General features: G+C 46.9%; 22 protein-coding genes. 8 read left to right on the top strand and 14 right to left on the bottom strand.

Features of this window, described 5'->3' with window-relative positions:
- Positions 1-98 precede the first annotated feature (98 nt).
- Positions 99-518, bottom strand: a complete 420-nt coding sequence (locus tag ACYVE4_RS14695; RefSeq protein WP_461040906.1) for a hypothetical protein — start codon at positions 516-518, stop codon at positions 99-101.
- Between the two features lie 802 nt (positions 519-1,320).
- Complete coding sequence (locus ACYVE4_RS14690) at positions 1,321-2,196, bottom strand: helix-turn-helix transcriptional regulator (RefSeq protein ID WP_461040905.1); 876 nt, start codon at positions 2,194-2,196, stop codon at positions 1,321-1,323.
- Positions 2,197-2,339: 143 nt separating this feature from the next.
- On the opposite strand from ACYVE4_RS14690, the gene ACYVE4_RS14685 reads away from it, so the two are divergent.
- The 6 genes from ACYVE4_RS14685 (at position 2,340) to ACYVE4_RS14660 (ending at position 7,186) form a co-directional block, all read left to right on the top strand.
- Positions 2,340-3,245: a dihydrodipicolinate synthase family protein gene (locus ACYVE4_RS14685; protein WP_461040904.1), complete on the top strand. Its 906-nt coding sequence runs from the start codon at positions 2,340-2,342 to the stop codon at positions 3,243-3,245.
- 81 nt (positions 3,246-3,326) lie between these two features.
- Positions 3,327-4,331: a 4-hydroxyproline epimerase gene (locus ACYVE4_RS14680; protein WP_461040903.1), complete on the top strand. Its 1,005-nt coding sequence runs from the start codon at positions 3,327-3,329 to the stop codon at positions 4,329-4,331.
- Positions 4,332-4,436: 105 nt separating this feature from the next.
- The gene (locus ACYVE4_RS14675; RefSeq protein WP_461041309.1) at positions 4,437-5,684 is read left to right on the top strand and encodes an NAD(P)/FAD-dependent oxidoreductase; all 1,248 of its coding nucleotides are present in this window, start codon (positions 4,437-4,439) and stop codon (positions 5,682-5,684) included.
- A gap of 180 nt (positions 5,685-5,864) precedes the next feature.
- Positions 5,865-6,377, top strand: coding sequence for an RNA polymerase sigma factor (locus ACYVE4_RS14670; RefSeq protein WP_461040902.1), 513 nt, complete (start codon positions 5,865-5,867; stop codon positions 6,375-6,377).
- Positions 6,367-6,954 carry a hypothetical protein gene (locus ACYVE4_RS14665; RefSeq protein WP_461040901.1) on the top strand — a complete coding sequence of 196 codons (588 nt, stop codon included), beginning with the start codon at positions 6,367-6,369 and terminating at the stop codon, positions 6,952-6,954. Before ACYVE4_RS14670 ends, ACYVE4_RS14665 begins: the two co-directional genes overlap by 11 nt.
- Before the next feature lie 10 nt (positions 6,955-6,964).
- Positions 6,965-7,186, top strand: a complete 222-nt coding sequence (locus ACYVE4_RS14660) for a GNAT family N-acetyltransferase (RefSeq protein ID WP_461041308.1) — start codon at positions 6,965-6,967, stop codon at positions 7,184-7,186.
- A gap of 90 nt (positions 7,187-7,276) precedes the next feature.
- On the opposite strand, the gene ACYVE4_RS14655 is transcribed toward ACYVE4_RS14660, so the two are convergent.
- From ACYVE4_RS14655 to ACYVE4_RS14625, 7 genes are all read right to left on the bottom strand, one after another.
- The gene (locus ACYVE4_RS14655) at positions 7,277-8,662 is read right to left on the bottom strand and encodes a sulfatase family protein (protein WP_461040900.1); all 1,386 of its coding nucleotides are present in this window, start codon (positions 8,660-8,662) and stop codon (positions 7,277-7,279) included.
- 19 nt (positions 8,663-8,681) lie between these two features.
- A complete protein-coding gene (locus ACYVE4_RS14650; RefSeq protein WP_461040899.1) occupies positions 8,682-10,193 on the bottom strand; it encodes a sulfatase family protein in 1,512 nt (503 codons plus the stop codon).
- 22 nt (positions 10,194-10,215) lie between these two features.
- Entirely contained in the window at positions 10,216-11,334 is a 1,119-nt protein-coding gene (locus ACYVE4_RS14645; RefSeq protein ID WP_461040898.1) for a GHMP family kinase ATP-binding protein, read from the bottom strand.
- A gap of 78 nt (positions 11,335-11,412) precedes the next feature.
- Positions 11,413-12,942 carry an arylsulfatase gene (locus tag ACYVE4_RS14640; RefSeq protein ID WP_461040897.1) on the bottom strand — a complete coding sequence of 510 codons (1,530 nt, stop codon included), beginning with the start codon at positions 12,940-12,942 and terminating at the stop codon, positions 11,413-11,415.
- A 108-nt stretch (positions 12,943-13,050) separates the two neighbouring features.
- The gene (locus ACYVE4_RS14635; protein WP_461040896.1) at positions 13,051-14,418 is read right to left on the bottom strand and encodes a Gfo/Idh/MocA family protein; all 1,368 of its coding nucleotides are present in this window, start codon (positions 14,416-14,418) and stop codon (positions 13,051-13,053) included.
- A 345-nt stretch (positions 14,419-14,763) separates the two neighbouring features.
- Positions 14,764-15,777: a zinc-binding alcohol dehydrogenase family protein gene (locus ACYVE4_RS14630; RefSeq protein WP_461040895.1), complete on the bottom strand. Its 1,014-nt coding sequence runs from the start codon at positions 15,775-15,777 to the stop codon at positions 14,764-14,766.
- A 51-nt stretch (positions 15,778-15,828) separates the two neighbouring features.
- Positions 15,829-16,623, bottom strand: a complete 795-nt coding sequence (locus tag ACYVE4_RS14625; protein ID WP_461040894.1) for an SDR family NAD(P)-dependent oxidoreductase — start codon at positions 16,621-16,623, stop codon at positions 15,829-15,831.
- Between the two features lie 165 nt (positions 16,624-16,788).
- Here ACYVE4_RS14625 and ACYVE4_RS14620 point away from each other — a divergent pair, with 165 nt between their 5' ends.
- Positions 16,789-17,796: a LacI family DNA-binding transcriptional regulator gene (locus tag ACYVE4_RS14620; RefSeq protein ID WP_461040893.1), complete on the top strand. Its 1,008-nt coding sequence runs from the start codon at positions 16,789-16,791 to the stop codon at positions 17,794-17,796.
- Between the two features lie 196 nt (positions 17,797-17,992).
- Here ACYVE4_RS14620 and ACYVE4_RS14615 read toward each other — a convergent pair whose 3' ends face one another.
- From ACYVE4_RS14615 to ACYVE4_RS14605, 3 genes are all read right to left on the bottom strand, one after another.
- Positions 17,993-20,029 carry a beta-L-arabinofuranosidase domain-containing protein gene (locus ACYVE4_RS14615; RefSeq protein ID WP_461040892.1) on the bottom strand — a complete coding sequence of 679 codons (2,037 nt, stop codon included), beginning with the start codon at positions 20,027-20,029 and terminating at the stop codon, positions 17,993-17,995.
- Between the two features lie 75 nt (positions 20,030-20,104).
- On the bottom strand, positions 20,105-21,313 hold the full coding sequence (kbl, locus tag ACYVE4_RS14610; RefSeq protein ID WP_461040891.1) for a glycine C-acetyltransferase: 1,209 nt from the start codon (positions 21,311-21,313) through the stop codon (positions 20,105-20,107).
- A 5-nt stretch (positions 21,314-21,318) separates the two neighbouring features.
- Positions 21,319-22,281 carry an NAD-dependent epimerase/dehydratase family protein gene (locus tag ACYVE4_RS14605; RefSeq protein WP_461040890.1) on the bottom strand — a complete coding sequence of 321 codons (963 nt, stop codon included), beginning with the start codon at positions 22,279-22,281 and terminating at the stop codon, positions 21,319-21,321.
- Positions 22,282-22,484: 203 nt separating this feature from the next.
- Here ACYVE4_RS14605 and ACYVE4_RS14600 point away from each other — a divergent pair, with 203 nt between their 5' ends.
- Complete coding sequence (locus ACYVE4_RS14600; RefSeq protein ID WP_461040889.1) at positions 22,485-22,949, top strand: Lrp/AsnC family transcriptional regulator; 465 nt, start codon at positions 22,485-22,487, stop codon at positions 22,947-22,949.
- 6 nt (positions 22,950-22,955) lie between these two features.
- On the opposite strand, the gene ACYVE4_RS14595 is transcribed toward ACYVE4_RS14600, so the two are convergent.
- Both ACYVE4_RS14595 and ACYVE4_RS14590 read right to left on the bottom strand, forming a co-directional pair.
- The gene (locus tag ACYVE4_RS14595; RefSeq protein ID WP_461040888.1) at positions 22,956-23,576 is read right to left on the bottom strand and encodes a trimeric intracellular cation channel family protein; all 621 of its coding nucleotides are present in this window, start codon (positions 23,574-23,576) and stop codon (positions 22,956-22,958) included.
- Between the two features lie 15 nt (positions 23,577-23,591).
- Complete coding sequence (locus ACYVE4_RS14590; protein WP_461040887.1) at positions 23,592-24,572, bottom strand: aldose epimerase family protein; 981 nt, start codon at positions 24,570-24,572, stop codon at positions 23,592-23,594.
- Positions 24,573-24,582: the final 10 nt, after the last annotated feature.

Below are 24,582 nucleotides of genomic sequence, written 5' to 3'. Positions count from 1 at the left end.
ATAAGCATGGCAGATTTTCTGCCATGCTTTTTTGTAGAATCTGAACCTGTTTTTAAGCAGGGGTATAGTTAAACGAAGACAGTTGTTGCTCTGTTTTTTTAATGAAATACGGTTACAGCAAGAATTACGATAGCGAGGCCAATAAGTAGGGTCATTTTTCCTAATGACTCCATCTTTTTTAGCTGCGCTACGGCGTCACCGTTTTTGGCCCTTTTTGAGCGAACTTCTATTAAAATAATAAGTACTATAAGAGCAAGAACCAGCATCAATTTGGCAATCAGCAACGGTAAGGAAGTCAGTACCTGCCAATAGGGCGTTATCAAATAAAGGCCAGAAATGACAAGTAATACAATTCCTACATGCCCCATTCGACTTAGAACCAAACTCTGTAGCTGAAATCGACGAGCTTCGTCTTCCTGCATTTTTGAGGTTGCAATCGCTAAAAATGCATGGGCAAAACTAGTACCAAGTCCCATCGTAAGCCCAATGAAATGCAGGAATAACATCGTTTCTCTCATAACACAGATAGTGGCAATGGTTAGCTCATAAAACTACGGGTCTTGCTGATTTAGACTGTTATTTTTTGTGCGAACGGTTAACATCTATCTGATGAGAACTGCGAGCTATTTCGGCTAAAATAGATGGAACGCATTTGTCTGCTGAAACAAAAATCCTGAATCGCTGGCGATAGCGGAAATTACCCATACCTGAATGGCATTGACTAATAGGTTATACAGGTTCACTATGAAGAATGAATGAGTGCGCAGAGGTACTACTGATAAGAAGTCATTCGTGAAAAAGTGCAAAAAAAACGCTGACCACAGAGAGACCAGCGTTTCAGTCTAACCCATAAGAGCTTGCAAGCCATAGAACCTTTAGTCTGCAATCGAAAACATTTTAGGAAGAAAAAAAGGATTATGGTAACTTATTAACTATTCGGCAAAATGCGTTGGATTTACTCAATAAAATCGGTAGAATATGATTCTTGAATCATTCATTGTCATAGTAAGGTAATTATTTGCTATGAGATTGATAATTAATGTTTTATAGGAAATTTAGAACTGTACGTATACCTGTATGTGAAGGAGTGTAGTAGACTGCTACCGTTTAATCTATAATTTTTGCCTCTAAGTAAATATCCGGGATACCTTAGACATTAGCCACAAAAGCCGATTGAAACCGTTTGGAAAATGGAAAATAAACCATTCTGTTTCAAACTAAATAGGAGCTTCAAAAAGCCTTACTATAGTTATAAATTCTCCCTATCAATTTGTGCAGGTTTACTGGTAACTTACTTTATTGTAAGTGATTGTCAGGATGTTAGTTATGGACTTGATTATAGTTTCGGATATAATCGCTGGGCGACATGCCTGTGATCTCCTTAAACTGGCGGTTGAAATTGGAGAGATTGGTGTAGCCGCAGGAGAGAGCGATCTGGCTAATAGTTTGCTGCGACTCGCGCAGATATCGGCAGGCATGTTCGACCCGTACTTCATTAAGTAAAGTCGAAAAGGTTTTGCGCGTATGTTGCCGAAAAAATCGGCAAAAAGCCCCTGGTGTCAGGTTAGCTACGTTAGCAATGTCATCTAGTGAGATGGGGTCTTGATAACGCTCTAGGATATAGGAAAATACCCGTTCGAGTCGCTGATGATCCTCGGGGCGTTGCGGATGCTCGAAGGCAGTTACCGAAAGAATCTCACGGTCAGGATTGGTTGCCAGAAAATCCAGAATAGACAGGAGTGATACCAACTGGTTGAAAGATCGTTGCGCGGAAAGGGCCTCAAATTGCTCGGTCAGCGGATGACCTTCCGGGCACCGAAATCGAATACCGTGCTGAGCTTCGCGCAAAAGGCTCTGTAAATGCCGGGTTTCGGGTAGGCTTAATACGGTAGGCTCTAGATATTCTGAACGAAACAAAACGGAAACATAGGTTGAGCGTCGATGCGTATCGGGCTGAAAAAACTCTGGATCGCTTCGTAATACGTGGGGTAAATTCGATCCCAGCATCAATACGTCATTTCGTTCGAAACGGTCTATTTTATCGCCAACGATTAATGTGCCAACTCCTTCCTGGATCAGGGTTAACTGGATCTCAGGATGAAAGTGTAGATGGCCGTAAAAGTGCGAGAAAGTATACTTCTCTATCCGAAAAGAACGATCATCAACGGCCGGTACTTTGAATAATAATGCTTTCATCAATACCTTTTTGACGTACTACTCTTGATATTAAGTTAAATCTAGTGAAAATAGTATTAGTATTGACGAATTGTAGAAAAGCTGATGTTGTGGATTGGTTTTACTTTTACATTGGTATCGCAACCTAAAAACTATAAACTTCTATGAACGTTTCTGTTCGCTGGGAAGGTGTTTATCCAGCCCTTCTGACTCCTTTCACGGCTGATGATCAGCTCGATATACCTCTTTTTGAAAAAAACCTGACGGCTCAACTCGACGCGGGCGTGCATGGGTTTATCATTGGTGGTTCGCTGGGTGAAGCCAGTACGCTACTCAACACAGAAAAGATCGAATTGCTCAAATCAGGGTTAGCCGTTGCTGATGGTAAAGTACCAGTGTTGATCAACATTGCTGAACAGGCTACCAGACAGGCCATTGTTTGTGCGCAGGAAGCTGAAGCCAACGGTGCCGATGGGTTGATGTTATTGCCCCCCATGCGTTACCCTGCCGATTCGCGCGAGACGGTTACGTTCTTTAAATCGGTGGCAAAGGAAACGTCGTTGCCCATCATGATTTACAACAATCCCTATGATTACAAGATCATGACGACCGTAGCCATGTTTGAGGAATTAGCTGAATTGCCAACTATTCAGGCCGTTAAAGAATCGACTCGCGATCTGACCAACGTGACCCGGATGCGGAATGCGTTTGGCGATCGGTATAAATTATTGGGCGGTGTGGATACGCTAGCGCTGGAAGCGTTGTTATTGGGTTGCGATGGCTGGGTCGGTGGTCTGGTCGATGCGTTCCCGCAGGAAACCGTAGCGATTTATGACCTTGCCAAAGCCGGTCAGATTGCCGAAGCGCTGGATATTTATCGGTGGTTTATGCCGTTGCTCGAACTGGATATTCACCCAAAACTGGTTCAATACATCAAACTAGCAGCCACCGCCACTGGTATCGGATCGGAATACGTTCGTGCTCCCCGTTTGCCGCTCATCGGTGCCGAACGCGAACAGGTGCTAACTATTATTAATACTGCTCTGGCCAAACGGCCGGTATTGGTTTAAAGAGCGAACTAGTGAAAGAGTGAATGGGCGTTTTGTGCTTGGTACACTCTTTCGCTCTTTCGCGCATTCACTCTTTCGCCTATGGCTGAATATCATTTTTTCTGTATAGATGCCCATACCTGCGGCAATCCGGTTCGGGTTGTAACGGGCGGTAGTCTTCCGTTTTTGCAGGGAGCAAACATGAGCGAAAAACGCCAGCATTTTCTTCGGGAATACGACTGGATACGAACCGGACTTATGTTCGAACCGCGCGGCCACGATATGATGTCGGGCAGTATTCTATATCCGCCCACCGATCCGGCGAATGATGCGGGTGTGCTATTTATCGAAACGTCGGGCTGTCTGCCGATGTGCGGACATGGTACGATTGGAACAGTAACGGTTGCCATCGAGCAGAATCTGATTCGACCTAAAACGCCAGGTGTGTTAAATCTGGAAGTACCGGCCGGGCTGGTTCGTGCCGAATATGTACAGGAAGGAAAAAAGGTAACGTCGGTAAAGATTACGAATATCAAGTCGTATCTGGCGGCCGAAAATCTGACGGTTGAATGCCCGGATCTGGGAACGTTGACGCTTGATGTGGCTTACGGAGGGAATTTTTACGGGATTGTTGACCAGCAGCCCAATTTTCCGGGACTGGAACACTACAATGCCGAACAGCTCATTGCCTGGGCGCGGGTGATGCGTCAGCAGATGAATGAAAAATACACCTTTGTTCATCCCGAAAATCCGACGATTAACGGCTTGAGTCATATTCTCTGGGCGGGTAAGCCACTGAAAGAAACCTCAACAGCTCGAAACGCTGTTTTCTACGGTGACAAAGCTATTGACCGCTCGCCCTGTGGTACGGGAACATCGGCCCGGATGGCGCAGCGGTATGCTAAAGGCTTACTCAAACCGGGTGATGTGTTTGTCCATGAAAGCATTATCGGCTCCATTTTCAACGGGCGTATCGAAGCGGAAACCGAACTAGCGGGCAAACCAGCTATTGTTCCGAGTATAGAAGGGTGGGCGCGTATCCATGGTTATAATCACATTATTCTGGACGAAGACGACCCCTACGTTCACGGGTTTCAAGTTATTTAAGTGAATGATAAGCGATGAGTGATGAATAGAATACGTCAGCCAACTCATCACTCATCGTTCATCACCGCACCGGCGGCCCGGTTATCATTCATCATTATTTGTAAAATGTCACACGTTGGGATTGTTGGCGGAGGGATTGTTGGCCTTTGCTCAGCTTATTATTTGCACAAAGCAGGACATCAGGTAACCCTGTTCGATCAGGGGCCGATTGCCGACGGTTGTTCGTTTGGCAATGCGGGAATGATTGTGCCTAGTCATATTATTCCACTCGCACAGCCGGGTATGATTGCCAAAGGTCTGCGCTGGATGCTGAAATCGACCAGTCCATTTTACGTGAGACCACGACTTAATGCCGATCTGATGCGATGGGGATGGTTATTCTATCGTCATTCAACTCATGAGCATGTTGAGCGGTCGATTCCGGTACTTCGTGATTTGAGTTTGCTTAGCAAAACGCTGTATCAGGATTTAGCCGCCAACGGCGATCTTACCTTCGAATGGCAGGAACGGGGGCTATTTATGTTGTACAAAACAGCCTCTGCCGAACACGAAATGGCCGAGGAAGCCGATGTAGCGAACCGGGCTGGGATTGATGCGAAAGTACTCAACGGGCAGCAGGTACAGGAAATGGAACCAACGACGCGGGTCGATGTGCGGGGCGGAATCTGGTTTCCTGGCGATGCCCACGTTAATCCCGGTGAGCTGGTTCGGTCGTTGGTGACGTATCTGCGAAAGGAAAGCGTAAAAATTCTGGAAAATCAGGCCGTTACGGGTTTCGATAAAACGGGTTCTCGCATTACGTCAATTCGAACAGCGCAAGGTTCATTTCCGGTTGACGTTGCCGTTATTGCTGGCGGAGCCTGGTCGACGGATATTGCTAATTTATTGGGACTGAATTTGTCGATGCAGGGTGGAAAGGGTTACAGTTTTATGCTGCGAAACGTACCTAATAACGTACGCATTCCGGCTATTATGCTCGAAGCTCGCGCTACCGCTACGCCGATGGGAAGTGATTTACGATTTGCCGGCACGCTCGAAGTGGCTGGTACGGATATGACGGTGAACATGAATCGAGTACGTGGCATCGTCCAGTCCATCAGCAACTATTACCCGGATATCAAAGTCGATATGCCAGTTGTCGACAACGTCTGGCGAGGACTGCGCCCTTGTTCACCTGATGGATTGCCGTATATCGGACAGCCTGGCCGATTTGAGAATATAGTAGTTGCCACGGGTCACGGTATGATGGGCCTAAGTCTGGGACCTGCAACCGGGAAGCTGGTTAGCGAACTGGTTGATCACAATGTTTCCAGTATGGACATCTCTGCTTTTAGTCCAGACCGATTTGCGTAATCTAACCTTATTCTACAATTGCGTAAATAAGTCTATACTAATTTTGTAGAATAAGCTGCTGATTTATAGGTATTTAAATTATTGCTGGCATGATGAGTTTGTTTGTGCCAGCAATAATTTTTTAGGCATCTGTAAGATTTCACTTTCTGATTGGTACTAATGGGGTAAATTCCTGGTACCATGAGTGAGTTAGAACAGAACCATCTATTTGACAAGTGGCTTGCCCAATACAAGGCACTGCTCTTTAAAGTAGTACGGTCTTACGCACGAACGGCCATGGACCAGGATGACCTTTTTCAGGAGATCATCATTCAAGTCTGGTATTCGATTCCAAGCTTCAGACAGCAGTCTTCCGATACCACCTGGATCTATAGTATTGCCCTCAATACGGCTATTAAGTGGGTCAACAAAGAACGTAAGCATACCCAGGCCAACCAATCACTCGATCATCTACAGTCTATTTTATCGGAATCAGTCAGTCAATTAGATGACCGGCTCACTTGGCTCTACGAGGAAATTCATAAACTCGATGAAATCGATCGTTCCCTTTGCTTGCTGTTACTGGATGGCTTTAGCTACAAAGAGATGGCTACTATACTCGGGATTTCGGAATCGAATGTTGGGGTAAAAATCAATCGAATCAAAAAACAGCTCATCACTAAATCTAAACAACAGGCTTATCATGGAATTTGACGAACTGCAAAAAATATGGAATTCCCAGACCGAAGAGCCACTTTGGGTTATTAATGAACAGGCATTAAAAAAGCATATTCTCGCAAAAAAAAATCAGGCTCATCATGTTACCAATATCACGGAATTGCTCTTAACGTACGTCTATATAGGCGGAGGCTTCATTCTACTTGGGCTCAATTTCGTCAATCATTCATCGAATGTATTCATGTATCTGATGGCTGGCTGGATGTTCGTTACGGGCTTATATAGTTTAGCCAGTCGAACTCAGCGATTAAAGAGAGAAAATGATGAGTTTGTTGGTCGTTCCATGCTCGATGAGCTAAATCATGCGCTCTCCATAGCTACTTATCAGGTGCGTCTTTCCCGACTGATGCGCTGGAATGTACTGCCTATCGGTGCCTTTAGCGTATTAGGTGTTTGGGCGAGTGGAAAATCAGTTTGGCAAGCGCTGGGACTACTACTCTTTTTTGTCGTATGCTATTTTGCCAGTGGCTGGGAGCATAACATTTACGAAGTCAAAAAGCGAGAATTGGAGAAGCTACAACAAAAACTTCAGGAAGAAGAAACGGTAAGTTAATGATCAAGTTATTGCCTATTTATTTGGATTTATTACTCAAACAACTCCGACTGCTTATATACATTTGGTTGGCGTACATAAAGACTATCAACATACAGGAATTGGTACTAAAATTTACAACCATTTCATTCACTATGCAAAAGAAAAAGGGTGTATTACATTGAAAGCAATAACATCACCCACGAATTTTCTATCGATTGCCTTTCATAAAAAAATGGCATGCGTTTTTTAGGAGAAAAAAATTCCAATGGAATAGAGGTAATCGTTGATTATTCGGGAATAGGACGTGACTGTGTCGTTTTTGAAAAAGAATTATAAAGGATCATTTCGCCAACCCAGCTCGCCAGGTTAGCAGCTTTGCTCGCATATCAGCTACCAGTTTAGGGTTTTGACTGGCTACATCGGTTTGTTCGGAGGGATCGATAGCAAGGTTATAGAGTTCAGTGCCAGAGCCATCGGCCTGAACCAGCAGCTTCCAATTTCCCTCGCGTATGGCCAGATTCGGGCTTTTATCGCGGCCCTGCGGGTAACGAAACGATTCATTATTACGGCCATATTCCCAGAAAATAGTCTTCTTTCGAACGACAGGTCTACCCAGCAATGCTGCCGCCATATTTTCCCCGTCAGCCTGAGCGTTACTTCCTTTTTTACCCGCCAGACTTACGAACGTAGGCAACAGGTCGACGGCACTCAATACCGATTGGTTATCAATGCTGCCTTTAGGCGTTCGGGCTGGATAGCGAACAATAAACGGCATCCGAATGCCACCTTCATAAAGCGATAGTTTGCTACCCCGGAAGGTACCCGACCGCTGTCCCTGGAAGGTAGGTAACGCACCGTTGTCACTGGTAAATACAACAAGCGTATTCTCGTCAATACCCAACGCTTTCAATCCTGCCATCAACCGGCCAATCTGTACATCGAGTTCGGCCAGAACAGCTTTGAATTCGCGGGGTTTTTCGGTTCCTTTTGGGAATTCGTTAAGGCTTGTTTCATCAGGTACCCAGGGCGTATGAACATCGTCGGGCCAGAGGTTAATGAAGCAGGGTTTGGCCGGGTTTCGCTTCAGAAAATCGAGCGTTTTATCAACGAAATATGCTGTGCGATTCCAGCGTTTCACACTGTCTGATTTAGCCCAAATCCAATCGGTCGACGTGAGTAGCGGATCAGGATCGGGGCTTTCCCAGGTGCTGGCGTATTCATCAAAACCGTATTTTCGGATACCGGGTGCATTATCTACGTCACGTCCTCCGCCCATGTGCCATTTGCCAAAGTGTGCGGTGGAATATCCTGCTGTTTTGAGCTCACGCGCTACCGATGGAGCCGAAACGTCTAGAAAATCAGCCTGTTCGCACGTACGATTGTGCTTTCGCTCGGCTAGAAACGAGGTGATTCGCCATTTGCCGGGTACATTGCCCGTCAGGAGACCAACCCGCGAGGGGGAACAGATCGGAGCCGCACTATAGTAATTTGTGAATTTTATACCTTCCGCTGCCATCCGGTCGATGTTGGGCGTGGGCGGTAATTGATTGGCTAAACTGGCAGGTCGATAGCAACCCACATCGGCTGACCCCATATCATCGATTAAAATCAGAATAATGTTGGGCGGTCGGTTTGTCTGCTTCTGCCTGGACAGTGGTACAGAAGGACCAAAGCTACTGAATAGCAGCGCTAAAGCTACTATCGGAAGAACCAGTCGAATAGTCATAGCAAGTTCAGGTCAATATCTACTGTGCTTCTTTGTTCCGAATTTTATCCAGCTGCTGTTTCAGTTGGCGAACGCGATCTGGATGTTGTTCGGCTACGTTCTTTTTCTCGCCCAGATCATCGGCCAGATTATACAATTGTGGTGCTGGATTATTGCCGAGTTCGGTGTTCGTTTCTTTTGAAAGAGCAGGTCCACTACTGGGATCGATGTATTTCCAGTTTCCCTGAACAATCGACAGCGTACCGGCATGTTCTACAATCACTGATCGACCAGCCGGATCGCGACCGAGAAGCGCATTCAGTTGATTTTCACTGTCAGGTGAGTCTGTGTGATTGAACGATTGTCCTAACAGTGCGGCAAAATCGGCCAGAAAATCAACCTGACTAATAGGCGCTTCCGAAATGCCTGGTTTCACTTGTCCCGGCCAACGAACGATCAGAGGTACGCGCGTTCCGGCTTCGAATGCACTATATTTTCCACCTCGTAATGGGCCAGCAGGTTTATGACCGCCTAATTTCTCAACGGCCTGATCCTGATAGCCATCGTCAACCACCGGGCCGTTATCGCTCGATAGCATGACAATTGTATTATTCGTCAACCCTAGTTGGTCGAGAGTTTTCAGGACTTCGCCCACTTCCCAATCGAATTCGAGTAAGGCATCACCACGAGCGCCTAAACCGCTTTTACCGACAAATCGGGGATGCGGTACGCGGGGTACGTGAATATCGTGGGTAGCGAAATAGAGGAAAAAGGGGCTTTTTTGATTCGTTTCAATAAACTTGACCGCCTGACTCGTGAATGTATCGGCCATATCTTCGTCTTTCCAGAGTGCTGATTTACCACCCGTCATCCAGCCAATACGGCCTACTCCATTCACAATGGTCATATCATGGCCATGCGAATGTTTCATTTTTAGTTTTTCCGGATTCTCGCTTCCAGTCGGCCAGTCACCAATTTTCTGTTTGTAATCGACCTGAATCGGGTCTTTCGGGTCGAGGTTGACGACACGGTGATTTTCTACGTATACACAGGGCACCCGGTCGCCTGTAGCGGCCATGATATAGGAATTCGTAAACCCTAATTCCAGTGGGCCAGGTTTCACCTCGCCATTCCAGTTCGGGCCTTCCGGGCCACCTAACCCGAGGTGCCACTTGCCGACGGCTCCCGTTTGATAGCCAGCCGCTTTAAACACACCGGGTAGCGTGCTGCGTCCTGGCTTGATAATAAGCGAAGCATTTCCCGGTGCGATGCCCGTTCCTTTTTGCCGCCAGGCGTATTCTCCTGTCATGAGCGAATAGCGGGATGGTGTACAGGTAGCTGCTGTCGCATAAGCATTTGTAAACCGCAACCCCTGACTAGCCAGCCGATCTACATTAGGCGTTTTTACTTTTGAGGTTCCATAGCAACTTAGGTCGCCGTAGCCAATATCATCGGCATAAATCAGTACTACGTTCGGTTGCTTAGTTGACTGAGCAAACGTAGCGATGCCGTAAAAAAGTAGGCCAGCGATCAGTAGAAATAGTTTGTTCATCAGGGAAAGGAAGGATTAGGAATTAAGAGGCCGATTCCATGGCAAAGGCTGGATGGGATTCTGTTGTTGTTCCTGTATCGATCGAAACAATATAAGCGCGCCCACCTTCGCGTTCGATGGCTTCGGCTACCTGATCAGCGTTGTCGGGCGCGTAGGCAAACATACAGCCGCCACCACCTGATCCATTTATTTTACCACCTAATGCTCCAGCGGCCAGTGCCGCATCCAGCATACGATTGATTTTGGGAGTTGAAATTTGCTGGGCATCGCGCAGATTAGCCTGATGGTCAGTGAGAAGCCGCCCGAATTTTACGTGATCGAACGACGTATCGCTGGCTTGTACAAGTGTCAGGGCTTCTCGCAGGATATCGCGATTAGAGAGTGTTCCTTTGAGCAGAATGTAATCGTCTTTGGTCAATACGTCTTTGTATTCCGTAATGGCCGTGATATCGGTCGTATGCAGTGAAAATTCAGGATTCAATTCCGTCAACTGTTTGGCAATGCGAAGCATACCATATTTTACCCGGCCCAGAATGCCAATAGTATCTTTGGGCTCCTGCGAATTGCCCAGCACAAACGTACCTAACGGTGGATGATGCGTTTCCAGGTAGATAGCAGGCTGCGATTCCAGGTAAATTACACCACCTACCGCTGTCGAATAGTGGTCCATCATACCTCCCGGTTCGCCAAATTCCAGTACTTCAGCCAGATACGCCAGTTCCGCCAATTGTTTGGGATTTAACAATTGTGGATTATCAGCCAATTGGGCCAGTACGTTAAGCCAGGTAATGAGCAAAGCTGACGAACTGGACGTACCGGCATTGATGGGAATTCGCCCTCGCACTTCTCCCACAATACCCGAACTAAACTGAAAGCCATTTCGAAACAATACGTTTATTGCACTGCGGAAATAATCGCGGTCGTGCTGATAGGCTAGCGGAAGGGTAGCCAGACTGAACGTCTCCTGATCACCAATATCTGGAAGATTCAGATGGACATGCCTGTCGTTGGTGCGTTCGGCTTTAATCTGAATCCGACAGGATATAGCAGCGGCAACAACAGGGAGCCCAAGATAATCCTGATGTTCGCCAAACAGACAGATACGGCCGGGTGTGGAGACGGAAATCGCGTTTTTGTTCATGCAATAAGTAAAGAGTAACGTAGTCTGAACCTAATCATTCATCAATGGTAACGAGTTTATGTAGGGCTAGTTTGATGACTACATGCCACCAGCGGTTTGTTTCGGAGTCACAATTTCCCACTCGTTAATGTGTGAAGGTGTATGCTCTCGGGCAACAATAGCGTCAAACTGTCTAAGCAGGTCAGGGTGTTGGGCCGCTACATTAATCGTTTCGCTTTCGTCTTTGCTGAGGTCATAGAGTTCCCAGGGACCTTTGCGATTTTTACGCATATCCGTTTTCACTGCTTTCCAATTACCCATCCGAATGGCGAGTTGACCGCCTTTTTCGGGATATTCCCAGTAGATAAAGTCGTGCTTTTTCTGCTTCGAGGTCTGACCAAGTAATGTAGGCAAAAACGAAAGGCCATCTGTCTGGAACGGTTGTTTATAACCAGCCAAATCGGCCAGTGTAGCCAGTAAATCATATTGAACCGATACATGATCGGTGATTTGCCCAGCCTTGATTTTACTAGGCCAGCGGGCTATCATCGGTTCCCGAATACCACCCTCATACACATCCATCTTCAACCCCCGTAACTTGCCTACACTGTTGAAATAAACGGCATCTATACCACCGTTGAATGTAGCGCCGTTATCGCTCGAAAACATGACGATGGTATTTTCAGCCAGTTTCAGTTCGTTCAGTAATTGCATCAGGGTGCCAATCTGCTTATCCATATACGTGATCATGGCGGCATAGGTAGCACGTGGATAAGGCGTTGATGCATAGCTCTTCTCGCCCAGATACGGTTTCTCGTCGAACTTGCCAATGTATTCGTTTACAGCCGCTTCGGGTGCCTGGAGCGATACATGGGGAACTGTGAATGGCAGATACAGGAAGAAAGGCCGATCTTTGTTGGCGCGTACAAATGCCTGCGCTTTCTGAGCCATTTTATCAATAGCATAATCCTTGCCCCGGTAATAGGCAAAGGCCTCGGGCGTAGCGGTTTCGGGCGTTAATTTCTTATGGACATTGATAACCGGATTGTTCAGCTTATCCCATTTGCCATTTTCCCAGAGGTGCGTTGGGTAATAATTGTGCGCCTGTTTCTGATCCAGATAGCCGTAGAAATAATCAAATCCCTGTTTGTTCGGATCGCCGGTGGTGTTTGCCATGCCCATTCCCCACTTACCAATGCACGCCGTTTTATAACCCGATTGCTGCAACATTTTGCCAATGGTAAATGCCTCCGGATATAACGGCATTTGCCCGGCTTCCAGTGAGTCAGGAAAGCCGCCCATCTCGTAGTTACCCCGGATGTAGGAATGCCCACCGTGCTTGCCCGTCATGAGCATGCAACGGGCGGGCGCACAAACGGGCATACTCGTATAATGCTGGGTAAAGCGCATGCCTTCCCGGGCAAGCTGATCCAGATTCGGCGTTTTAATTTTTTGCTGTCCATAACAACCTAATTCTGCGTAGCCCATATCATCAGCATAGATGTAGATGATGTTTGGGAGTTTGGCATGTGGCAAGGGGCGCGGGGCATGGGGTGCGTAGCCTGTTAATAGCCAGCCGGTTGCCAGAAAGAGGATTAGGAGTGAAAATCGGAGGTAAGGCTTTCTCATAATTACCAAGTAAAATGATGACGCGGCCTTTCTATACTGACCGCGTCATGCATGCAACCAACCTATTGTACTAACCAAAAATTGTAGCCACTCGCGGATTAACTTGACCTAATACACCTCAGTAAGCCCGAAAATGGGTTTGTTTGTTTTCCATTTGCCCCGGGTGAAATCCGGAATATCGATGGGTTTACTGCCTTTGGCTATGCTTTCTTCCGACAGAGGACTGATGGCGCTCCAGGCGGCAGCGTCGTATACATCGATGGGGGGAGCAACCTGATTCTTAATGGATTCGATAAATCCACGGAGTACGAAAAAGTCAATACCGCCGTGGCCTGCATTTTGAGCCGTTTGTGCGTGTTGCTTCCAGAGTGGATGATCGTATTTGTCCTGATAGGGTTGAAAAGGCTCCCAGGTATGTGGTTTGGGGCTGGTTCCTTCCAGATAGATCATATCGTTATCATCCATCCAGATACCCTGCGTTCCCTGCGCCCGGAAACCAAGCGAGTAGGGGCGGGGTGAATTGGTATCGTGAATAATCATGATATTCTCCCCATTCGCGCACTCGACCATCGTTGTCACAACGTCGCCTAGTTTGAAATTAACCTTCGCGTTCGGGTGATTTTCTCCACCTTTATCAACGACATATTTATGCAGTCCCCGGCTTTTGGTGGCCATTGAGGTTAGGCGAACAAACTGATTTCCCCGGTTGATATTGAGCCAGTGCGCTACAGGCCCTAGCCCATGGGTTGGGTATAAATCACCGTTTCGGTCGACGGAATGTTGAGTGCGCCAACTGGCTTCCGAGAAGGCGCCTTTCCCAAATTCAGCACCTACCCCGTGTCCTTTACCGTCGTTAAATTTTATATTTCGTAAATCGTGCTGGTAGCCGCAGTGTGCATATGTCATTTCGCCAAACATGCCCTGACGAACCATATTTAGAATCGCCATGACGTCGCGACGATAACAGACGTTTTCCAGGATCATGCAGTGGGAACCTGTTTTCTCAAACGTATCGACCAAATCCCAGGATTCTTTCAATGTTACCGTAGCCGATACTTCTACCCCCGCGTATTTGCCCGCTTTCATGACTGCTACGGCCATTGGAACGTGCCATTCCCAGGGCGTCGCAATCACAACTCCATCAATATCGTCACGTTTGAGCATATCCTTGAACGCTTCGTCACCTTTTGTGTAGGCTACTGGCGCTTTACGGCCCGCTTTCTCAATCATCGCATTCGTTTTAGCGATAGCATCCGCCGAAATGTCGCAGATGGCGGTAATCTCGACATCGGGCCGGTAAAGGGCCTGCTGAACGTGATTCCGACCGCGCAGGCCAACGCCAATAAAGGCCAGACGAACTTTGGCTAGAGGGGCGGGTTGATTGGCCGCTAAGCTTGAATTATATAATGCGGGAATAAACGGGGCAGCAGCAGTACTTAAAGCGGCTGACCGTAGAAAAGAGCGACGGGTTGTCATGGGTAGGAGCGCTTAAAAGACACGAAAAACGGATCAGTTATCTAGAAAAACTGATTGAAAATTAGCGCTTTGAACAAGGAACGTCAAGAGGTAAGCAACTGCGTCGCTAACAAAATGGTGATTTAGGGGTGCGCAAACGGTTGCTTTAGCGTGTGCAAACGTTTGTCTAAAATTGAAAATAATCGGGGTTTGTAGGCAGACGGGTGGTTTATAGAATTCTATTTGTCATTTTTTTGTCCTCCTGACCGTAGGGAAGGATCTTAAAGTGTCCTTAGTTGAATTTCTGGAAACCTTAAGATCCTTCTCTTCGGTCAGGAGGACAAAAAATGGTAATGATCTGTGGTTCTAGTACGAGATAACGACCTTTCCAATCGTTTTGCCAGATTCCAGTTTGGCGTGGGCAGCTTTTAGATTATCGGCCGATAAACCATGTAAGGTTTCCTGTAAAGTCGTGACCAGCGTACCGTCATCGAGCAATTTACTGACCTTGTCCAAAATAAAGTGCTGCTCAATCATATCGTTGGTCTGGTACGTAGAGCGCGTGTACATAAATTCCCACGAAAAACTGGCACTTTTGTTTTTCAGTTTATTAAGGGTAATTGGATTTGAGGAGCCCGTAATGGAAGCAATGTGACCCTGTGGTTTGATCAGATCAGCCATTGCATCCCAATAGAGGTTCGTATCCACAAAATCAACAATGAAATCGACGTACTGAAAGCCAGCTTTACGGACCTCTGCTACCAAATCGTTGTGATTTATTACGTAGTCGGCTCCCATCTGCTGACACCAGGCAATAGTTTCAGGACGGCTGGCCGTGGCAATAACGGTTAAGCCAGCCACTTTTTTGGCAATCTGAATAGCAATGGACCCCACTCCTCCAGCTCCCCCAATAATCAACAGCGATTTGCCCTTGTCTTTATCGACGCTAATGCGCATCCGGTCGAATAAAATCTCCCAGGCGGTTAGGGCGGTTAGTGGTATAGCGGCTGCTTCTTCATTCGTCAACGAAGCCGGTTTTTTACCGACGATACGTTCGTCAATTAATTGATATTCAGCGTTGCTTCCGGGCTTTGTAATGTCGCCAGCGTAGTAAACGGCATCTCCTACGGCAAACAGCGTTACGTTATCACCCACGGCTTCGACCACTCCAGCGGCATCCCAGCCAATTACTTTAGGTTCAGCCAGTACTGTGTCTTTGGCACTATTCTGGCGAATTTTAAAATCGACCGGGTTGACGGAAATCGCGTTTATTTTCACCAGAAGTTGTCGATCGCTGGGTGTGGGTATGTCTGTTTCGAAGTCAATGAAACTTTCCGCTTCCTGGATCGGCAATGATGTTTTAAATCCTACTGCTTTCATCGTAAACTAGTTTATTTGAATCAATTGCGGTTTCTAATTAATAAACCGCATCTATACAATGGACCTCACAAGGCCACCGTCTACCCGGATGGATGCGCCGTTTGTCGCTGAGGCTAACGGACTTGCAAAATAGGCAATGGTGTTGGCGACTTCTTCTACGGAAGCAAATCGCTGGATGAGCGAGGTAGGGCGCATGTTCTTGAAAAAATCAGTTTCTACGTCCGCTGTTTCTTTTCCTCCGGCTTTGGCCAGGTCTTCGATGAAACCGCCTACACCTCTGGATTTGGTAGGGCCCGGCAAAATAGAATTTACCGTGACGTTCGTTCCTTTTGTCAGTTCCGCCAGGCCACGACTGATGGCCAACTGGGCTGTTTTGGTCATTCCATAGTGAATCATTTCGTCGGGGATAAACACGGCGGATTCACTAGAGATAAAAATAATGCGCCCCCAGTTTTTGGCTAACATGCCGGGAAAGACATGTCTGGATAGGCGAATTCCACTCATCACATTCGTTTCGAAAAAACGGAACCAGTCCTCGTCTGGAATGTCGACAAAAGGTTTCGGTTCAAAAATTCCCGCGTTATTGACGAGAATGTCTATTTCTGGCAAGGCCGCTATCAACGCGTTTACGTCATCTGCATTCCCAAAATCAGCCGCCAGGCCAGAGACAACATACGTTTCATCCTCTGCTTTCAACATATCCACCGCTTCCTCTACACCATCGGAAGTGCGGCCGTTAATGATCACTTCGACCCCTTCGGCCAGAAGTCGCCGGGCGGTTGCCAGACCAATACCCGCTGTAGAGCCACTGATAAACGCCCGTTTGCCTGTTAATTTTAAATCCATGAGCAATTAATTTTATTGAAGTTGTATTCGGTTCTGCGAACCTGTAACAAAAGTAGTGTGAGCTTTGTGCCGGTAGAACACCAAGTTCCTGTTAAGGAAGAAGTGGGTAAAAGTTTCAGATTGATGGCTGAAATACGTACTTTGTTAAAGAGATCAATCCGCCGAATGAAAGAAGCGATTACGATTAAAGAAATTGCCCGTCAGTTAAAGATTTCACCTTCCACGGTTTCGCGCGCCCTCCAGAATAATCCACGAATTGGCCAAACAACGCGGGAGGCCGTTCGGAAATTGGCGGAGCAGTTGCAATATATTCCCAGTATAACGGCGCGGAATCTGCGTCAGGGGAAAACCGGAGTTGTTGCCGTAGTACTGCCCGAGATTCGGGAGAATTTCTTTTCAGAAGTAGTGAATGGCATTGAAGAAGTGGTTTTTGCGGCTCATTCGACTGTGGCGCTGTATCAGTCGCATGATCGCTACGATCGGGAAAAACAGATTCTGGAAACGCTGGCGTCGAATCAGGTCGATGGCGTGTTGATGTCTGTTGCGAAAGAATCGCAGCAATTCGACCATATTCAGCGTTTGCTCGATCGTCGCATACCCGTCGTTTTGTTTGATCGTATTCCGCCGAAAATCAACACGCACCAGGTCGAATGCAACATCGAGGAAGGTGCGTTTGATGCCACAAACTGGCTAGCTCAGCGTGGTTGTCAACGAATTGCTTTGCTGAATGGCCCTCAACCGCTGGTGGCCAGTGAAGAGCGTTATCGAGGGTATGTAAAGGCGTTGATCGAAGCGAAATTACCAGTTGAAAATTCGCTTATTAAACGGGTTGATCTGACTACTGCTGATATCGCTGAAAAGATGATACAACTTCTGACATCGGCCCATCCAGATGCCGTTCTGGCCTTTAATGATTACGTAGCCCTGGATGCGATGCAGGTGTGCCGAAGTCGGGGAAAGCGAATCAATCAGGATATTTCGTTTGTCAGTTTTTCCAATCTCCCGCTCACTTCCTATCTGGAGCATCCGCCCTTAGCATCCATCGAGCAGCATCCTTATAAAATCGGGTTTACCGCTGCCCAAATTCTTCTAAAAATTAACGATGGTACGTTAGATAGAAACGATCTGCAAAAAATTATTTTGGAACCTGAACTGGTTGTGCGAGGTGGATAAAAGGGTATGTAACTTGTATTGGGCAAGATTAGTAAGTTGCAGATGTATTACTTAATACGGATACATAGATGTTTGAAAATCAGATGCCTATCCTGGTTTTCTTTGTCCTTCTGACCATAGAGAGGGATCTTGCTGTTTACTAACACTCAAGTGAGGATACGTTGAAATCCTTTTCTTCGGTCACGAGGACAAAAAACTATTTCAATACCGGAAATTGCGAAATGCGTAAGGTCGTACAACCGTACGGAATCAACACAATTTCTTCTTCCTCTTTGACCGATTCCATGCCGTAAATGCTGCTGTAAGGAATTGGACCCGCCATGTCGTTATAGAGCGTCCACGAAGGAATGCGCCGGGCTTTTACCCGAATTTCAGATGGCGCATGGGCGGTATTCCAGGGATAAGCCGCAACTTGTGATTGGACCGTTACTTTAGTGGCTTCTTCCAATTTATTGTCGGGTATCGCGATCAGGCCATAGTTCCAGGGCGTTGTTGGACGAACCTCTGTGTACTCACTGCCATAGGCAATTGGATCGCGCTCGTTTTTAACCAATTGCGATTCTTCTCCAATTTTCAGCGCGTACGTTAATGGACCTCGCTCAATGGCAACGGAATTTTCATGCCATTTACTTTTCGATACCGACATTGGAAGACGTAGCTCCACTACATCGCCGGAGTTCCAGGTACGCTGTATAGGTACAATTTGATTACCCCCGATTTCCTGAATTACGGCCCCATTAACAGAAATTGTCGCTTGTTTGCACCAGGCCGGAATGCGAAGGTGGAACGGGAAATTGACGGATTTTATACTTTTTTCTGTCGTGATAGTAAACCGGATGGTTTCGCTGAATGGATAATTTGTTTCTTCTGCAATCGTCACCTCTTTGCCTCCGGCAACGTACGCTTTGACTTCGCTAGGCGCATAAACCAGCGCGGCTAATCCCTGATTGACTGGGTCTTGTGTTCCGGTGGCGTACCACAAATTTTGCGTGAACTTAGGCCAACCCTGGTGCATATTCGACGTACAACATGGATAACCCGTCAGTAATCCCATGCAGACATCTGTGCCACCGTGGTTGTCGCCGAAGTTGCGAACGTGCCGCGTAAGCATCACCTGATTTGCCTGCTGGAAATATTGCCGACTCATAAAATCGTCGCTGGCCTGTGTGGGTAGCGCATTGAACGCGATTTTCTCCAATTGATCGGCGTAGGCTACATTGCCCGTGATATTCAGCATACTTTCGAGACTAAACATCATCTCAACCGCACTACAAAACTCCGATCCCTGTGTCGGATTATTCCCATGTAAGGCTTCGTCTCCGCCATACATGCCATGGGCCATACCGTTGTAATGTCGAAGATCAGCCAGTCCTTTGTTCGTTGCGTCGACGTATTTTTGATCCGGATGATGTTGATAATACACCAGCGGCTCCTTGAAACCCTGCGCCAGGTTGACGCAATGAATACTCCCTTGCTGACTGAGCATATTTGTACTCAGAAAGCCGTTAGTGTAGTCAAACGTTTGTTTGTGAATTAGTTCGGCCAGATCGAGCAAAAACTTGTCGCCGGTCTGGTTATAGAGCCAATACACCACCATCAAGTTGTCGCCCCCACGAAAACGCGCCCAATACGTCCAGTGATCGAGCGGGTGATTAGGCAACTCCTGTAATTGATACCGGAAATAATTGGTCATCAGCTTGATGACGCGCTGATCGCCTGTAGCTGAATAATACTGCTTCAATATCTTCAGCATCACCATTTTAGGCCACCAGTCCTGACAATTATTGCGCTGAACACCCGGCTCATTTGGATAATCTTTCAGCGGACCAAAATATCCGTTCGGCTGCTGGCTATTGATTGCCCACTCGACCCAGGGTTTGGTTTTGGCAATTAGATCTTTATCCTTCAGTAGATAGGCCAGCGGCAGTAATCCATCAATCCAGTATGGTCCGCGCTCCCACTGATCGCCATCACCCCCGAGCCAGCCATTTCGCTTGCCCATAACGAGCGGATAAAGCTCATCGAGTTGCCCCGTTGCACCCGTTTTCTGCCGAATCAGCATTTCTGTCAGCCATCCCCGTGCCTGAATCGCGCCCAGCGGTAATTCGATATACGGATTGGGACGAAGTGGTGAGCGATTGTTGAGATAGCCACTAAATGAAGAAGGTTTGGTCTGTGCAAATGCAGACAGAGCCAGACTAACCCAAAGAAGCACTGTGATTGATAGGCGCATAAAGACAAAAATAGAGCAGGGATTTTTACGATGATCATAGCCATCCTAAAAATCCCTGCTCCCTATAAAAATCGTTTACTTCGCTAATTCTGCTGTTGGAATAACGCCCAGTTCCTGGCCGACTTTAGTAAAAGCGGCTACGGCTTTTTCCAGATTCTCCATCTCATGACCCGCCGAAATTTGTACCCGAATCCGGGCTTTGCCATTCGGAACGACTGGGTAGAAGAAACCAATTACGTAGATGCCTTCTTCCAGCAGACGAGCCGCAAATTTCTGCGCTAGTGGAGCATCATAAAGCATGATTGGTACAATTGGATGTTCGCCCGGCAGAATATCGAAACCGGCAGACGTCATGGCTTCGCGGAAGTATTTCGTGTTGGCTTCCAGTTTGTCTCGCAGAGCCGTTGAGCCTTCCAGAATATCGAGCACTTTCAATGACGCGCCAACGATGGATGGCGCTAATGTGTTGGAAAACAGATAGGGACGCGAACGTTGACGCAGCATCTCAACAATCTCTTTGCGAGCTGCTGTAAAGCCACCCGAGGCACCTCCCAGCGCCTTCCCATACGTACCCGTAATGATGTCAATACGACCCAGAACGTTCCGGAATTCAGGTGTGCCGCGTCCTGTTTTACCCATAAAACCACTCGCGTGGCATTCATCGACCATCGTCATTGCATCGTATTGATCGGCCAGATCGCAGATTTTATCGAGCTGGGCAATGGTGCCATCCATTGAGAAAACGCCATCCGTAACAATCAAAATCCGGCGGGAACCCGCAGCCGCTTTTAGCTGCGCTTCCAGATCAGCCATGTCGTTGTGCTTGTAGCGGAACCGTTTCGCTTTGCATAACCGGATTCCATCGATGATCGACGCGTGATTTAATTCATCGGAAATAATGGCGTCCTGTTCATTCAGGATTGGTTCAAAAACACCCCCGTTGGCATCGAATGCAGCCGCATACAGAATACAATCTTCTGCACCAACGAACTCAGCCGTTCGACGCTCCAATTCTTTATGAATATCCTGTGTACCACAGATAAAACGCACCGACGACATCCCGAAACCATGCGTATCCAGTGTATCGTGCGCAGCCGCTACAACATCTGGATGTGAGGATAAACCGAGGTAATTATTCGCACAGAAATTAAGTACTTCACGCCCGCCGTGAATAGCAATCACCGACGATTGGGGCGAAACAATGATTCGTTCGGACTTATACAGACCGGCTTCTTTGATGCTGTCCAGCTCCTGCTGAAGTTGTTCTTTGATCGTTCCGTACATAAGAATTAGTGAGTTGCGACGAGTGGTTGATAAACCGGTGTCAGATGAGTAATCATTTCCTGTGTCATTCGGGGCAGGTCGAACGCTGGTTTCCAGCCCCAATCCTGCTCGGCTACAGAATCGTCGATGGTTTTAGGCCACGAATCGGCAATTGCCTGCCGAAAATCAGGTTTGTAGTGCGTAGTAAAGTTCGGAAAATGCACTTGAATGGCGGCTGTTAGCTCGGCGGGGGTAAAGCTCATTCCTGCCAAATTGTAAGACGTTCGAACGCTTATTTTCGATTCGGGCGCATCCATCAATTCCAGCGTAGCCCGTAGTGAATCGTCCATATAGATCATTGGCAGAAGCGTATCTTCCGACAGAAAACACTCAAAATCATGTCCCTGGACCGCTTCGTGGAAGATCGCGACGGCATAGTCTGTCGTACCACCACCGGGCATGGACTGGTAACTGATTACGCCCGGATACCGCAGAGAGCGAACATCCAGCCCATATCGTTTGTGGTAGTACATCGACCAGTTTTCGGTAGCAACTTTGCTAATGCCGTACACTGTTGCCGGGTCCAGAAACGCCATTTGTGGAGTATCGTATTTAGGCGCGTGTTCGCCGAATGCCGCAATCGAGCTGGGAATAAACACCTTTTTGACCTTATTCAGCCGAGCTACTTCCAGTACGTTGAGCACCGTTTGCATATTCAGATTCCAGGCCCAAAGGGGATCACTTTCGCCTTTTGCCGATAATACAGCCGCCAGGTGATAAATCTGGGTAACGCGGTACCGACGGACGATTTCGGTTAAGGCGTCAGGCTTTGTTGCGTCGAGGAGTTCGAAAATGCCCTGCTCCGATTGCGTTTTACGAAGGTCAGACGCAATAACATGATTAACGCCAAATTGGGCCTGTAGTCGGGGTAGGAGAGCGGTGCCGATTTGCCCATTTGCACCGATGATTAAAATAGTGTCTCGTTTCATAGTCAATCAATTGAAACTCAGGAAACGGATAAGAAAAATTTTGTTGATGAAGTGTTAGTGATTTATGGTACAAAGTTATATTTATAGATAATTGACCGAATAATCTTAAAAAAATCAGTGAATATTGTCGACAATACGCTTATTAATAGATAAAATCACTGAATCGATTTCTTGTTATATTCGGTTGTAGAAAAATTTTCGGCATGGAATCACTGGACGATATTGACAAACAATTGCTCCGACTCTTACAAAAAGATGCGAAGCTGACAACGAAGGAATTAGCCGCTCAACTTGGTCTAACGCTATCCCCAATTTACGAACGGATCAAACGGCTGGAAGGTTTAGGTTTCATCAAGCAGTATGTTGCTGTTCTGGACAAAAGTTTGTTAGGACAACCTATTACAACGTTCTGTCAAGTGTCGATGCGTTACCACGATAAAGCATTTATCGACAGTTTTGAACAGGAAGTACAGAAGTTAGAAGAAGTGCAGGAATGTTACCATATGGCTGGTCAGGTCGATTTCCTGCTCAAGATTCACGTTGGCAGCCTAACCGAATATCACGATTTTGTCAAGAACAAACTTTCTCAGATCGAGAACATTGGTGTGTTGAACAGTACGTTCGTCTTGAAAGAAATCAAGCACAATCTGGGGTATTATATTCCATAACACCTATTAATTATTGATTCGGGGTAAGGACCATCCTTTGCGAATGGCGATTAATCGAAATAATGTAATTGTACCTGCTGAGATCATAAAATTCAGCGTTGGATCGATGGATAATGAACGACCTAATAGGTAAAAGATAGCGCCTGTCAGGCAGGGAGTTGCGTAGAGCTGACGATCAAAAATAACGGGGAGGTCGTTCACCAGTGTATCCCGAATGACCCCGCCAAATAGCGCTGATACGATTCCCAGGAGCATAGCAGCCCACTCATTTACACCAGCTGCGAGCGCCTTTTGCATTCCCAGAATGGTATAAATGCCGACTCCAATGGTATCGAAAATTAGCAAAGGTCGTTTCAGTCCACCCAGAAACCACCGACGGCATACTGCGGCAATAACTACGCTGATAATGATGACGATCAAATAGTTAGGGTCTCGTATCCAGGCGAGTGGGTGAGCATCAATTATGATGTCGCGCAGTGTTCCACCACCGACGGCGGTAAAAAAACTAATGAAAAACAGAGCGAACAGGTCATGGTATATTTTTTTGTTCAGCGCTGATAACGTCCCCGAAATAGCGAATACACCAATACCTATTAAATCCGTTAAATACCAGACCGTCATGTTCATTTGTGAATTGGCAGGTTAAACCAGTTGAACCCGGATGCTACCTGTCAGTTGGACGCCCGGTTCAAGAATTGTTAGCCCATCGCCCGTATTGAACGCATTGACATTTGCCGTTTGGGGTTCAATTGCAATACAATCTCGGCTGGAAGGAGTGTAACAAATCAGGTAAGACAGCTTTCCTACGCCTGTTTCCTGACCAATTACCAGTTGCAAATCATCGTTGGGAGATGCCAACTTAGTTTCGGCAGTGCCTATTTCAGTAGGCGTAAGCGCATATACATTGTCTAGCTCCTGACTACGTAAATGAATTGTCGAACACTCTTCTTCAGGTTGATAGCCAACGGGTTGCAAATCCGTGTCCAGCATGACTGCCGAGCGCGCTGGCAAAGTTATCGTCAAGTCATCAACCGAGCTGTTTCCAAGGGTAAAGTACGGATGCCAGCCAAATCCGGCGGGACAGTGCTTTGTACCTGTGTTGGTTACGTTATAGCGGATCGATAAAGCAGAACCAGAAAGATAATCCGTTAGCGTATACGTGACCTGAAACCGAAACGGAAACGGATAACCAGCTACATCGCCAAGGTATTCGTATTGAAGCGTTATGCTCGCGTGGGCGTCTATTGCAGTCTGATCAGCTACTGTGAATAGTTTCTTATGAACCAAGCCATGAATCGCATTATTGTGACCGATTTCGTTGATAAGAAGAGCATACTGCTGTCCGTCGAACGTGTATAATCCTCCTGGAATTCGACTGGCAAATGGAAACTGAAAAGCACTGGCGTAGGTATTATCCTGCTGTAGCGCCTGCGTTGAGCCGGGAGTTTTGAGAAGCGAAACTAGCTGATCTCCCTTTCGCAAAACTAGTTTATGAAGGATGCCGCCAAACTCCGGAATAACACGAATGAATTCGCCTGTCTCCTGATTTTGAAGGACATAGGCTGTAAATGATTCTGACGGATTGGATGTGTCCAGTAATTCTGTGGTAATCTGAAAAGGCATAGGTAAAGAA

It is taken from the genome of Spirosoma harenae (genome assembly GCF_054776975.1).
The sequence above is the reverse complement of the archived record's forward strand: the minus strand, read 5'-3'. Positions and strand labels throughout refer to the sequence as shown.

Coding starts and splice junctions, on each gene's coding strand:
- ACYVE4_RS14695 (WP_461040906.1), bottom strand. CDS start 518: ATGAGAGAAACGATGTTATTCCTGCATTTCATTGGGCTTACGATGGGA.
- ACYVE4_RS14690 (WP_461040905.1), bottom strand. CDS start 2,196: ATGAAAGCATTATTATTCAAAGTACCGGCCGTTGATGATCGTTCTTTT.
- ACYVE4_RS14685 (WP_461040904.1), top strand. CDS start 2,340: ATGAACGTTTCTGTTCGCTGGGAAGGTGTTTATCCAGCCCTTCTGACT.
- ACYVE4_RS14680 (WP_461040903.1), top strand. CDS start 3,327: ATGGCTGAATATCATTTTTTCTGTATAGATGCCCATACCTGCGGCAAT.
- ACYVE4_RS14675 (WP_461041309.1), top strand. CDS start 4,437: ATGTCACACGTTGGGATTGTTGGCGGAGGGATTGTTGGCCTTTGCTCA.
- ACYVE4_RS14670 (WP_461040902.1), top strand. CDS start 5,865: ATGAGTGAGTTAGAACAGAACCATCTATTTGACAAGTGGCTTGCCCAA.
- ACYVE4_RS14665 (WP_461040901.1), top strand. CDS start 6,367: ATGGAATTTGACGAACTGCAAAAAATATGGAATTCCCAGACCGAAGAG.
- ACYVE4_RS14655 (WP_461040900.1), bottom strand. CDS start 8,662: ATGACTATTCGACTGGTTCTTCCGATAGTAGCTTTAGCGCTGCTATTC.
- ACYVE4_RS14650 (WP_461040899.1), bottom strand. CDS start 10,193: ATGAACAAACTATTTCTACTGATCGCTGGCCTACTTTTTTACGGCATC.
- ACYVE4_RS14645 (WP_461040898.1), bottom strand. CDS start 11,334: ATGAACAAAAACGCGATTTCCGTCTCCACACCCGGCCGTATCTGTCTG.
- ACYVE4_RS14640 (WP_461040897.1), bottom strand. CDS start 12,942: ATGAGAAAGCCTTACCTCCGATTTTCACTCCTAATCCTCTTTCTGGCA.
- ACYVE4_RS14635 (WP_461040896.1), bottom strand. CDS start 14,418: ATGACAACCCGTCGCTCTTTTCTACGGTCAGCCGCTTTAAGTACTGCT.
- ACYVE4_RS14630 (WP_461040895.1), bottom strand. CDS start 15,777: ATGAAAGCAGTAGGATTTAAAACATCATTGCCGATCCAGGAAGCGGAA.
- ACYVE4_RS14625 (WP_461040894.1), bottom strand. CDS start 16,623: ATGGATTTAAAATTAACAGGCAAACGGGCGTTTATCAGTGGCTCTACA.
- ACYVE4_RS14620 (WP_461040893.1), top strand. CDS start 16,789: ATGAAAGAAGCGATTACGATTAAAGAAATTGCCCGTCAGTTAAAGATT.
- ACYVE4_RS14615 (WP_461040892.1), bottom strand. CDS start 20,029: ATGCGCCTATCAATCACAGTGCTTCTTTGGGTTAGTCTGGCTCTGTCT.
- kbl (WP_461040891.1), bottom strand. CDS start 21,313: ATGTACGGAACGATCAAAGAACAACTTCAGCAGGAGCTGGACAGCATC.
- ACYVE4_RS14605 (WP_461040890.1), bottom strand. CDS start 22,281: ATGAAACGAGACACTATTTTAATCATCGGTGCAAATGGGCAAATCGGC.
- ACYVE4_RS14600 (WP_461040889.1), top strand. CDS start 22,485: ATGGAATCACTGGACGATATTGACAAACAATTGCTCCGACTCTTACAA.
- ACYVE4_RS14595 (WP_461040888.1), bottom strand. CDS start 23,576: ATGAACATGACGGTCTGGTATTTAACGGATTTAATAGGTATTGGTGTA.
- ACYVE4_RS14590 (WP_461040887.1), bottom strand. CDS start 24,572: ATGCCTTTTCAGATTACCACAGAATTACTGGACACATCCAATCCGTCA.